Annotated in this window: 7 protein-coding genes, 2 tRNA genes and 1 pseudogene; 4 read left to right on the top strand and 6 right to left on the bottom strand. The window is 73.1% G+C overall.

What is annotated here, in order from left to right; all coding sequences use genetic code 11:
• Positions 1 to 33: 33 nt before the first annotated feature.
• A complete protein-coding gene (locus GA0115240_RS27400; RefSeq protein ID WP_093740716.1) occupies positions 34 to 1,713 on the top strand; it encodes a putative bifunctional diguanylate cyclase/phosphodiesterase in 1,680 nt (559 codons plus the stop codon).
• A 133-nt stretch (positions 1,714 to 1,846) separates the two neighbouring features.
• Here GA0115240_RS27400 and GA0115240_RS27395 read toward each other — a convergent pair whose 3' ends face one another.
• Both GA0115240_RS27395 and GA0115240_RS27390 read right to left on the bottom strand, forming a co-directional pair.
• Complete coding sequence (locus GA0115240_RS27395) at positions 1,847 to 3,589, bottom strand: glycosyl hydrolase family 18 protein (protein WP_256070008.1); 1,743 nt, start codon at positions 3,587 to 3,589, stop codon at positions 1,847 to 1,849.
• 272 nt (positions 3,590 to 3,861) lie between these two features.
• On the bottom strand, positions 3,862 to 5,028 hold the full coding sequence (locus GA0115240_RS27390; RefSeq protein WP_176725184.1) for an LLM class flavin-dependent oxidoreductase: 1,167 nt from the start codon (positions 5,026 to 5,028) through the stop codon (positions 3,862 to 3,864).
• 261 nt (positions 5,029 to 5,289) lie between these two features.
• On the opposite strand from GA0115240_RS27390, the gene GA0115240_RS27385 reads away from it, so the two are divergent.
• Positions 5,290 to 6,045, top strand: coding sequence for an IclR family transcriptional regulator (locus GA0115240_RS27385; protein WP_256070006.1), 756 nt, complete (start codon positions 5,290 to 5,292; stop codon positions 6,043 to 6,045).
• A 44-nt stretch (positions 6,046 to 6,089) separates the two neighbouring features.
• On the opposite strand, the gene GA0115240_RS27380 is transcribed toward GA0115240_RS27385, so the two are convergent.
• Positions 6,090 to 6,163 (bottom strand) — tRNA-Lys (locus GA0115240_RS27380).
• A gap of 685 nt (positions 6,164 to 6,848) precedes the next feature.
• Here GA0115240_RS27380 and GA0115240_RS27375 point away from each other — a divergent pair.
• Positions 6,849 to 6,922: transfer RNA gene (locus GA0115240_RS27375), tRNA-Lys, on the top strand.
• 52 nt (positions 6,923 to 6,974) lie between these two features.
• Here the strand turns inward: GA0115240_RS27375 and GA0115240_RS27370 are convergent.
• Both GA0115240_RS27370 and GA0115240_RS27365 read right to left on the bottom strand, forming a co-directional pair.
• Positions 6,975 to 7,775: a pentapeptide repeat-containing protein gene (locus tag GA0115240_RS27370; protein WP_093740706.1), complete on the bottom strand. Its 801-nt coding sequence runs from the start codon at positions 7,773 to 7,775 to the stop codon at positions 6,975 to 6,977.
• Between the two features lie 120 nt (positions 7,776 to 7,895).
• A complete protein-coding gene (locus tag GA0115240_RS27365) occupies positions 7,896 to 9,308 on the bottom strand; it encodes a M1 family metallopeptidase (protein WP_093740704.1) in 1,413 nt (470 codons plus the stop codon).
• 316 nt (positions 9,309 to 9,624) lie between these two features.
• Here GA0115240_RS27365 and GA0115240_RS27360 point away from each other — a divergent pair, with 316 nt between their 5' ends.
• A complete protein-coding gene (locus GA0115240_RS27360; protein ID WP_256070005.1) occupies positions 9,625 to 10,782 on the top strand; it encodes a PP2C family protein-serine/threonine phosphatase in 1,158 nt (385 codons plus the stop codon).
• A 115-nt stretch (positions 10,783 to 10,897) separates the two neighbouring features.
• Here the strand turns inward: GA0115240_RS27360 and GA0115240_RS27355 are convergent.
• Positions 10,898 to 11,681 (bottom strand): annotated as a pseudogene (locus GA0115240_RS27355) ((Fe-S)-binding protein); the annotation flags it as partial.

Genomic DNA, 11,681 nt, shown 5'->3' with positions numbered 1-11,681 from the left:
GGCCCGCAAGGCGGCGGCCCGCGGGAGAGCGAACTGCGCGACTACCGGGCCGCTTTCGCCATCGCCCAGTCCGCGATGGCGCTGCTCGGCCCGGACGGCACCGTGCTCGCCGCCAACACCGCGCTCGGCACCCTGCTGGGGACTTCACCCGAAGGTATGACGTCAACAGGGGCCGACACCCTGCTCGGTCTGACGGGTGACGCGCATGCCGACGCCGCCTTCCACGACGTCCTGGACGGCCGCCGCGACAAGCTGAGCTGCACCCGCCGGATCGGCCGGCCCGACGGCAGCAGCCTGCACGCCGAGATCACCCTGGCCCGCGGCGACGCCCGCCCGCTGCTGCTCACCGTCGAGGACGTCGGCGAACGCGACGCGCTGCGCGAGCAGGTGCGGCACCTGCGGATGCACGACCCGGTGACCCGGCTGCCCAACAGGGCGCTGTTCTTCGAGCGCCTCGCCGACGCCTGCGAGGACGCACCCGGCGGCGGCCGCCACGGCGCCCGCGGCACCGGCCGGATCGGCCTGTGCTACCTCGACCTGGACGGCTTCAAGGCGGTCAACGACACCCTCGGCCACCGGGTGGGCGACGAACTGCTGGCCGCGGTGGCCGGCCGGCTGCTGATCTGCGCCGAGCCCGGCGGACATCTCGTCGCCCGGCTCGGCGGCGACGAATTCGCCCTGCTGCTGCGGGACTCCACCGGCACCGGGCAGGCCACCGCGCTCGCCGAAGCCGTCCTGGCCGCGCTCCAGGAGCCGTTCGACATCGCCGGGCACCGGCTGGCGGTCTCGGCCAGCATCGGCGTGGTGGAACGCGAAGCGGCCGGCACCTCGGCGACCGGCCTGATGCAGGCCGCCGACACCACGCTGTACTGGGCCAAGGCCGACGGCAAGGCCCGCTGGACGCTGTTCGACCCGGAGCGCAACGAACACCGGATGACCCGCCAGGCACTGTCCCGAACACTGCGGCAGGCAGTGGAGCGCGGCGAGTTCGTGCTGGAGTACCAGCCGCTGGTGGCCCTGGACACCGGTGAACTGCGCGGGGTGGAGGCCCTGGTGCGCTGGGAGCACCCGCACTTCGGGCGGCTGGCGCCCAACCGCTTCATCGGGCTGGCCGAAGAGGAGGGCTCCATCGTCCAGTTGGGCCGCTGGGTGCTCGCCCAGTCCTGCCGGCAGGCCCGCGTCTGGCAGCGGGAACACCCCGACACGCCGCTGGTGGTCAGCGTGAACGTGGCCGTCCGCCAGGTGTGGGACTCGGATCTGGTCGCCGACGTCGGCGCGATCCTGCGCGAGACGGGGCTGCCGGCCCGGCTGCTGCAACTGGAGCTGACCGAGTCGGCGGTGATGGGCTCGGCCGGCCGGCCGCTGCAGGCCCTGCACGCGCTGCACGAGATGGGCGTGCGGATCGCCATCGACGACTTCGGCACCGGCTACTCCAACCTCGCCTACATGAGCCGGCTGCCGGTCTCGGCGCTCAAACTGGACGGCTCCTTCGTCCAGGGCTTCCGCTCCGCCGAACACCCCAACCCGGCCGACGAGACGATCGTGGAGGCCCTGGTGGACCTCGCCCACCGGCTAGGCCTGACCGTCACCGCCGAGTGCGTGGAGAACGCGGAGCAGGCGGAGCGGCTGCGCCGGATCGGCTGCGACACCGGCCAGGGCTGGCACTACTCCCGCCCGGTCGGGGCGGAGGCCATCTCCCGGCTGCTCGCCTGAGCGCGGGCCCCGCCACGGGGCGGGCCCGCATCCTCGGGGGGAGTGAGGACGCGGGCCCTGGTCAGGCGCCGGAGCGCCCGAGTCACGGGGTCGTACGGTCACGCGGTCCGGCGGTCACGCCGGGGCCGGGCGCTCAGCAGGCGCCGAGGTCCTGCCAGACTCCCCACTCCCCGGTCGTACCGGGCACCTCATTGGTGGTCCACCACTTGGCGTTCCACTTGTGGCCCCCGTAGGAGACCTGGTTGCCGGCCACGTAGACCGCGCTGGCGGACCAGGCGGGCAGGCTGCCGCACGACGCCGGGGGCGTGGTGGGCGGAGTGGTCGGCGGCGTCGTCGGCGGGGTGGTCGGCGGGGTCGTGGGAGGCGTGGTGGGCGGGGTGGTCGGCGGCGTGGTCGGCGGGGCGGTGCAGCCGGGCGCCGAACCGTTGGTGGCGGTGACGATCTTGTTGAAGAGCGTCGCCGACGCGTCCGAGTCCAGCAGCGAGTACATCATCGAGCCGCCCAGGCCGTGGCAGTGCGCGTAATCCGCCTTGGCCTGGATGGACTGGGCGCCGAGCCCGGTCCAGAACTCGTTGCCGTTGTAGAACCAGTTGGTCTGGCTGGCCGCGTCGTAGAAGGTGTCCGCCGGGTTGTCCACGATCCCGGTCAGTTCCTTGTAGTACGCGGTGCCCGCGGTGGCACTCAGGCTGCGGGCCGCCGCCGGACCGGTGGCCGAGGAGTAGAGGCCGTGGTTGCTGCCGGCCGGCACTCCGCTCCAACCGCGGTAGTAGAGCGGATAGCCCATGGTGATCTTGTTCGCCGGGAAGCCGCCGGGGATGCCGTAGGCGGAGTCGCCGGTGGTCCACGCCTTGATCGCGGCGTCGGTGCTGTACTTCTCGGTGCCGGGTGCGATCGGGTTCGACGGGTCGTTCGGCGACTGGTACAGCGGGTCCTGGAAGTTGGTGGGCCCGGTGGTCTCGAAGGCGCCGTGCATGTCGTACGTCATGATGTTCGCGTAGTCGAGGGACGCGCTGATCTTGTTGGTCTCGATGTTCGCGATCTTGTCCTGGCCGGCCGGCAGCGCCGCGGTGAGCAGCATGTGCTTGCCGCCGTTGGCCGCGCCGTAGGCGTCCAGCTCGGTGCGGAACTCGGCCAGCAGCGCGGTGTAGTCGGCCTTGTCGGCGGCGCTGTAGTGGTTGCCCGTGTGGCCGTTGGGCGAGCCCGGGTACTCCCAGTCGATGTCGAAGCCGTCGAAGATGCCGGCCGCGGTGCCGGGGCCGCCGTAGCCGCCCTGCACCGGCAGGTTGCCCTTGATGAACATGTCGATGCAGGAGCTGACCAGCTTCTTGCGGCTGGCGTCGGTCTTGGCCGCGTCGGAGAAGAACTTGGAGTACGTCCAGCCGCCGATCGAGGCGATGATCTTCAGGTTGGGGTGCTTCGCCTTCAGCTCTTTGAGCTGGTTGAAGTTGCCGACGATCGGCTGGTTGTAGACGTCGGCGACACCGTTCACGGCGTCGGCGGCGCCGAACGACTTCTGGTAGTCGGCGAAGGCGTCGCCCGCGCCGTCACCGGCGTTGGGGTCGCTCTCGTTGGTGGCGTCGGACGCCTTGGTGGCCTCGAAACAGGTCAGGTTGGTCGGATCGATGTTCTCGAACGAGTAGTTGAGGATGTCCAGCTTGCTCGCGACGCCCGAGGTGTCGAGCTGCTTCGGGTAGTACGCGTTGCCGTACACGCTCCACTGGTCGTAGTACGCGATCTTCACGCCACCGCTGCTGGCGGCGGCCGCGGCGGCCGGCTTGGCCGCGGCGGGCGCGGGGGCGGCCTGCGCGCTGCCGACACCCGCCACGAGCGCGGTGAGCGCTCCGACGGCGAGGGCGGCGCTCGTGGCGGCGGCCACGAACGCTCTCTTCCTGGACTGCACAAGTACCTCCGGGGGGAGAGGGAGGAACAACAGGGGGCTGATGAATTGATAAGCCCTCGTCAAGTGCACGTCAATGGTCTGAACCAGACTTGGACTAGACCAATTGGGAAGGCCCGGACCGGCCCCGGATCGTTCACGACATGAGCAAAGCCGCTCGTCAACCGGGTGACGAGCGGCTTTAACGCTGGGTTAAGGCACCGGCGGGCCACTGCTCCGACATTGGACCACCGGCCTCCGGAAATCGGTCGTTAACCTGCCGCGTCCCGCCCGGCGTCCTGGTCGGCGTCCCGCCCGGCGTCCTCGGTCACGTCCTTGGGGAAGCCGTACGCGTCGGCGATGAGCCCGTACGACCGCAGCCGCACCTCCGGCGTGTGCGCGTTGGCGGTGATCACCAGCTCGTCGGCGCCGGTACGGGCGACCAGTTCGTCCAGCCCGCTGCGGACCGTCTCCGGGTCGCCGTGGATGACATTGCCCAGCCACGACTCCACGAAGTCCCGCTCGGCCGGGCTGAAGGGATACGCCTCCGCCTCATCCGGGGTGGGCACCAGGCCGGGCCGGCCGGTGCGCAGCCGCAGCATGCTCAGCGCGCCGCTGAGCACCTGGCGGCGGGCCTCGCGCGGGTCCTCGGTGGCCAGCGCGGCCACGCCGATCGAGGCATAGGGGCGGTCGAGCACCGCGGAGGGGCGGAAGGACTCCCGGTAGAGCGCGAGGGCCGGCACCGTGTTGGCGGCCGAGAAGTGGTGCGCGAAGGAGAAGGGCAGGCCGAGCGCTCCGGCCAGCTGGGCGCTGAAGCCGGACGAGCCGAGCAGCCAGATACTGGCCCGGCCCGGTGACTGGACGCCGCCTTCGGCGCTGCCCTGCACCGGCCCGGGAATGGCGTGAATGCGGCGATAACGGTGACCGTCGGGAAAGGCGTCATCCAGGAAATGCGTCAATTCGGCCAGCTGCTGGGGGAATTCGTCGGCGCCCTCGTGCAGCGATTCGGTCCGGCGCAGCGCCGCGGCGGTCGCGCCGTCGGTGCCGGGCGCGCGGCCCAGGCCCAGATCGATCCGGCCCGGCGCGAGCGCCTCCAGGGTGCCGAACTGCTCGGCGATCACCAGCGGCGCGTGGTTGGGCAGCATCACGCCGCCGGAGCCGAGCCGCAGGGTCCGGGTGAAGGCGGCCAGGTGGGCGAGGATCACCGCCGGCGAGGAGCTGGCCACCCCGGGCATCGAGTGGTGCTCGGCCACCCACATCCGGTGGTAGCCGCGGGACTCGGCGGTCTTGGCGATCTCCACGCTGGTCCGCAGCGCGTCGGTGGCGGTCAGGCCCTTGCCGACGGTGGCCAGATCCAGTACGGACAGGGGTACGGGCGCGGTGCCGCGGACCGTGCCCCGGATGCCGTAACTGTCGCTGTCCTGTCGTTGCTCACCCACGGCGGGCGCCTCCTCGTTTGTCTCGCTGACCGTCCGGCGGGCCGAAGCCCACTCCCAGCGACAACCGGAGTCGCCGTCCGCTTGTTCCCCGGGCATTTCGGGCGGGCCAGAAAGAGGGGAATGACTCAGACATATGCCAGCGTGGCCCGGTCCTGCGTATACGCCTGCGGCGGCCCGAATTGCGGCTCAACGGCCCTGTCGGAAATGGCTGTGAGGGCTATCGTGGTCAAACGCAAGCGGCACACCTCCAGGGGGCCCACCGTGGCGACAGATCACCGCCAGTCGGGACCGGTGTACGCGGTCGAGTACGCGCTGCGCGTACTGGAGACCGTGGACTCCCACCGGCACGGCGTGACCGCGGAACAGCTTTCCCGGGAAATCGGGGTACCGCTGAGTTATCTCGCCCAGTTGCTGACGATGCTGCGCCGTGAGGGATATCTCGCCTCGCTGCCCGGCGGCGGATACGTCACCGGTGAGCCGCGGGTGCTGCTCGGCTCGGGCGACCAGGAATCGGCGGGGTCGGAGAAGCTGCGGACCGTGCTGGCCGAACTGCGCGACGAGGTGGACGCGGCGGTGTACTTCGCCCGCTACGAGGAGGGCGAGGTCACGGTCGTCGACTGCGCCGACAGCCCGCAGACACCGCGGGTCAACGAGTGGGTGGACTTCCGCTCGGCGGCGCACGCCAGCGCCGTCGGCAAGTGCCTGCTGGCCCAGCTGGACCACGCGAGCCGGCTGGACCACTTCGCCCGGCACCGCCCGGCCCGCCTCACCTCCCGCACCGAGGTGGACATCGAGGTGCTGCTCGCCCGGCTGGACCGCCAGCCCGCCTCCGCCCCCACCCTGGACCTGCAGGAGTACGCGGTCGGTACGGTCTGCGCGGCGGTCCCGGTCACCATCGGCAAGTCGGTGGCCGCGCTGGCCCTGTCCATGCCGTCGAGCTCGGCGCACCGCCTCCGCCCGGCCGTGGAAACCCTCCACGAACGCGCGGCCCCGCTGCTGCTCTCGATGACCCTCTGAACGCCGAAGGCCCTCCGTGCGGGGGGAGGGCCTTCGTCTGCCGGTGCGCCGCCAGGGACTCGAACCCCGGACCCGCTGATTAAGAGTCAGCTGCTCTAACCAACTGAGCTAGCGGCGCGTGCGGGTTTTATTCTACCGGGTCAGCGGGGGTGCTCGGCCCCACCCCGGGGCCCCACCCCGGGGGCCCACCCCGGGGCCCCGCCCGGGCCCGCCGCCCCCGCCGGGCCCGCCGCCCCCGCCGGGGGACTTGCGGTCGTTCGCGGGCCGCGGGTCGTGGTGGATTGGCCGCGCAGTTCCTCGCGCCCCTGTCGGGGCGCCCCCAACCCGGAACGCCACCCACGCCCCCGGCCCGGGCCGCCCCTGCGGCCGGCGGGACCCGTCAGGGTGCTCGGGGGTATTCCCGGACTCCGTCCGGCGGTACCCCCAGCGCCCCTGTTGAGCGCCTCCCGCCGCAGGAACGGCCCCCCGGCCGGGGGCCTGGGGTCGTTCGCGGGCTGCCCCCTCCTCGTGCCCGGTCGCGCAGTTCCGCCCCCGGACTCCGTCGGGGGGACCCCCCAGCGCCCTGACGGGCCGGCCTCGACCCGGGGCGGCATTGGAGAGCCCGCACTCACGGTGGGCGGTGCCTACAGGGGCGCGAGGAACTGCGCGACAAGCCCATCACGACCCGCAGCCCGCGAACGACCGCAAGTCCCCCGGCGGGGGCGGCGGACCCGGTGGGGGCGGCGGGCCCGGGCGGGGCCCCGGGGTGGGCCCCCGGGGTGGGGCCGAGCACCCCCGCTGACCCGGTAGAATAAAACCCGCACGCGCCGCTAGCTCAGTTGGTTAGAGCAGCTGACTCTTAATCAGCGGGTCCGGGGTTCGAGTCCCTGGCGGCGCACCGGTAGAGGAAGGCCCCCCGCCCACCGCGGGGGGCCTTTCGCGTGGTCGGGTCACGGCCAGTGGGGCGGGCGGGTGACGGTCGGGGGAAGGGCGGTCGCCGCGTCGCCGCGGGCCGCGGTCACCTGGGGCTGGGTGAGGAAGAGCGCGCCGCGCAGATCCGCCCCGCGCAGATCGGTGTCGCGCAGGTCCGCGCCGAGGAGATCGGCCTCGCGCAGGTCGGCCCCGCGCAGGTCCGCGCCGATGAGCAGGGCGCCGCGGAAGGTCGCACCACGCAGCGCCGCTCGGCGCAGGCGGGCGCCGATGAGGTCGGCGCCGCGGTGGTCCTTGCGGGGGCCCGGCACCCGCGCCGCCCGTACCGTCTCGCTGACCCGGAGCAGCAGCTCGCCGACCGCGCCGCGTTCGACCGCCGGATCCACCGCGAGCAGCGCGTCCGCGTCGAGCCGGGTCAGCGCGTCGACCCGGTCCCAGGCCCGCTCGATCTCGTCCGCGGCCACCGCGTGGGCGCGGGCCTCGTCGAGGTGGCGGAGGAGCTCGTGCAGCTGCCGCATCACCGGCAGCGCCGCGAACATCGCCCGCCCGCCGTCGGCGGCGCCGCGCCAGTCGCGCCCGGCGAAGGTGACCTGGGACAGCTGCTGCCCCGCGCCGAAGCAGTCGTAGACGGTGCAGCCCGCGTACCCGCTCCCCCGCAGGTCCGCGTGGATGCCGCAGCGGTGACCCGGGGCGAGGTTCCCGCAGGGCTCCCCCGCCTTCTTGTCCGCGGCGAAGTCCGACGACCTGGTGAAGGCCAGCGCGACGCAGCACAGCCCGAAGCAGTTGCCGCAGTCGGCTCGCAGTCGTGCCGCCTCGTTCACGCGCTCGTACTCCCCGGGGTCCGCGGGCGGCGGTTGCGTCCGGGCGCCGCCCGCGGTCCATGGTGCCCTATGCCGGCCGGGGCGGGGCGCCGGGTCAGCAGGACGGGTCGGCCGGACCGGTTACGACCCGGACCCGGCCGGGAAGGCCGCCGGCTTGGCCGGTGTGTAGAGCCAGGTGGTGAAGAAGCCGCCCAGGTCCTTGCCGGACAGCTTTTCGGCGAGCGCGCGGAACTCCGCGATGGTGCCGTTGCCGTGCCGGTGCGCGGCCGGCCACGCCTTGAGCAGCGTGCGGAAGGCCCGGTCGCCGATGGTGTCGCGCAGCGCCTGGATGGCCACCGCGCCCCGGTCGTACACCGCGTCGTCGAACTGGTTCTGCGGCCCCGGGTCGCCCGGCTCCACCGTCCAGAACGGGTCGTCGGCGGGGTGCGCGTCGTAGACCTGCCGGGCGAGCTGCTGCGGGGTGCCCTGGCCCTCGTGCTCGGACCACAGGTACTGGGCGTAGCTGGCGAAGCCCTCGTTCAGCCAGATGTCGGACCAGCGCTCCAGCGAGACGCTGTCGCCCCACCACTGGTGCGCCAGTTCGTGCGCGACGACCGAGGTGTTGACGTCGGCGAAGGTGGCGGGGCTGTAGAAGACCCGGGTCTGCGCCTCCAGCGAGAAGTGCGAGGGGACGTTCGGCACGTAGCCGCCGGCCGCGTCGAAGGGGTAGGGCCCGAACCAGCCGCTGAGGAAGTCGATGATCTCGGCGGTGCGCTCCACGCTCGCCCGCGCGTTGGCGGCGACGGGGTCCTTGAGGTCGGTGCTGTAGGCGTTGATCACCGGCACGCCGGTACGGGTGCGGCTGTGGGTGATGTCGAAGTGGCCGACGGCGAGCGTGGCCAGGTAGGTGGCCTGCGGCGCGTCCTGCCGCCAGTGGTAGCTGGTCCAGCCCGCCCTGGTGCGCTGCGAGACGAGCAGGCCGTTGCTGATGGCCTGCTCGCCGCTGGGCACGCGGACGTCGACGTCGTAGGTCGCCTTGTCCAGCGGGTGGTCGTTGCTGGGGAACCACCACCAGGCGGACTCGGGCTCGTTGGCCGCGACGCCGCCGTCCGGGGTGCGCTGCCAGGAGGTGAAGCCGTAGCGCTGGACGGTGGAGGGCACCCCGGAGTAGGTGACGGCCACGGTGTAGTGGCGCCCGTCGGGAATGGGGCGGGCCGGGGTGACGACGAGTTCCTGCTCGCCGCTGGTGGCGAAGGCCGCCGGACGGCCGTCGACCGTGACCTTGCTGACGGTCAGCGCGAAGTCGAGGTCGAAACTGCTCAGGCCCTGGGTGGCGACCGCACTGATGGTGGTGGTGCCGGTGAGGGTGTCGGTCGCGGGCTGGTAGCCGAGGTCGAGGTCGTAGTGGGTGACGTCGTAGCCGCCGTTGCCGTAGGTGGGGTAGTACGGGTCGCCGATGCCGGGCGCGCCGGGCCCGGTGTCGGCCGCGGCGGCCGGGACCACCAGCAGCAGGCCGAGGGTGGCGGCGGCGGATGCGATCACGCGCTTGCGCACAGGGAGGTCCTCCAGAACGCGGGTGAGTGCGAGGTCGGTGGAGCGGGACCGGGCCGGACCGGATCCGGCCCGGCCGGCCTGAGTGGCAGGTACACGGCGACCCTAGAAAGCACCGGGCGCCCCAGCCACCCCGATCACCCCAGCTGTCGCAGAACCTTCACCCGGCGCAACACAACCGACCGGAAACCGGCGGTCGGCGCCGGCGGCCTGCCGGAGCAGTGGCGGCCGGCTCCGGGGCCGCCGCTGCGGTTGCGCCGCGCGGTGAACGTCGGAACGCTGGTCCTGACGCCGTCCGACCGCCCGATAGGTTCCCCATGTGAAGAATGTCTGGTCGAGGTTCATCCGCCTCCTGCAGCGGGCGGAGGGCGAGTACCTGTCCCGGCTGGGCATCTCGCTGCCCCTGATCGCCCTCGCCATCGTGGTCGTGGCGGACCTGCTGGCCGGCCGGGACCACTACCTGACGCCCGGCATCGTGGTCGCGCCCGCCCTCGCCTCGATCACCGTCCGGTGGCGCGCCACCCTCGTCATCTGCCTGCTCGGCGCCGCCGTCCAGGGGGCGCTGTCGTCCTACGACGGGGTCGCCGATCTCCCCACCCACGACGTGCTCTACGGCCAGCTCTTCGCCTACGGCGCGGTCTCCCTGTTCAGCGTGTACATCTCGTGGCGCCGCGAGACCGGTGCCAGGGCGTTCAGCGCGATCACCTCGGTCGCCGAGGCGGCCCAGCAGGCGCTGATGCAGCCGCCCGGGCCGCTGGTCGGCCGGGTGCGGTTGGCCGTCCGCTACGTCTCGGCCGCCCAGGCCGCCCAGATCGGCGGCGACCTCTACGCGGTGCTGGACACCCCGCACGGCGTACGCGTGCTGATCGGCGATGTCCGCGGCAAGGGGCTGGCGGCGGTGCAGACCTCGGCGGTGGTGCTGGGCGCCTTCCGGGAGGCGGCCTACGACGAGGGAGGGCTCGAACGGGTGGCCGAGCGGGTCGACATCAGCGCGCGGCGCGACGTGCGGGACGGCGACTTCATCACCGCGCTGTTCGCCGAGTTCGACGGGCCCGGCTCGGTGGAACTGCTGCACTACGGCCATGTGGCGCCGCTCCGGGTGTCCCTGGGCGGCGAGGTGCAGACGCTGGACCCGGTCGATCCGTGGGTGCCGCTGGGCCTGGCCGACATGGTGGCGGGCGGCCCCAGTTCCTGGCGGGCGCCGATGCTGCCCGGCGATGTGCTGGTGCTGTGCACCGACGGGGTGATCGAGGCCCGCAGCCCGCTGGACCACACCTTCTACCCGCTGAGCGAGCGGGTCGGCCCGCTGGTGGCGGGCTCCGGCAACGACCTGGGGGCGGCGGTGGAACGCGTCTACGCGGATCTGCTCCGGCACGCGGGCGGCTCCCTCTCGGACGACGTGGTCCTCCTGCTGCTCGCCCCGATCCAGGGCGAGCTGCCGCGCCCGCCCGCGAAAGGGTCTCTGCTGAGAGCGTGAAGCGGGCGGCCCGTCCCCCAGCCCGACACGGGCGCGCCCCTGCGCCACACGGCACCCCACGGGGGCGGTGGGCGTCCTCCCGGACGGAGTCCCCGGGCCCGGGTTCCGGCGGAGTTCAGCGGGTGGCGCGCTCCAGGGCGATCAGGACCGACTCGTAGGGCTCCCCGGTGGCATGCTCCATGCCCATCTCGCACATCCGGTTCGCCGACAGGTACGCGTCGTAGCCGCGGGCGGCGACCTCCTCGGCCTCGGGGCGGGTGGCGGCGGCTGTCAGCTCCTCGTGCAGCATGCCGCGGTCGCCGGCGAAGGCGCAGCAGCCCGCGTCGTCCGGCACGGTCACCTCGAGGGCGCAGGCGCGCGCCACCTGCGTCAGCTCCGCGGCGGCCGAGGGGGAAAGGCGCCGCATGGAGCAGGTCGGGTGCAGGACGGCCGAGGCGACCGGCGAGGTGACGGTCAGCCGGGGCAGCAAGTGCCGGGCCGCCCATTCCACCGAGTCGACAATGCGCAGGTCGCTGTGCAACTCCCGGTTGGACGCGCTGAGATACGGCAGCACCTCGTGGGCCAGGCCCAGCGCGCAGGACCCGGCGTCCACCACCAGCGGCAGCCGGCCGCCGCCAGTCCAGCCCCAGGCGCGCTCCACCGTCCGGTTGGCCATCAGCGCGTTGCCCGCCTCGTAGCCCTTGGAGTGCCAGATGGTGGCGCAGCACGTCCCGGCCGCGTCGGGCGGGATCCACACCGGCAGCCCGGCCCGCGCCGAGACGGTGACCAGGGCCTGCGGCAGCCAGTCGGCCGGCGCCCGGCGGCCGTGCGGCGGGCCGAAGACGCGGTTGACGCACGCCGGGTAGTAGACGGCCGGTGGCCCCCTGCTGCCGGGTGCGCGGCAGCCGGGGTGCGGCGGC

It is taken from the genome of Streptomyces sp. DvalAA-14, assembly GCF_900091855.1.
Lineage (GTDB): Bacteria > Actinomycetota > Actinomycetes > Streptomycetales > Streptomycetaceae > Actinacidiphila.
The sequence above is the reverse complement of the archived record's forward strand: the minus strand, read 5'-3'. Positions and strand labels throughout refer to the sequence as shown.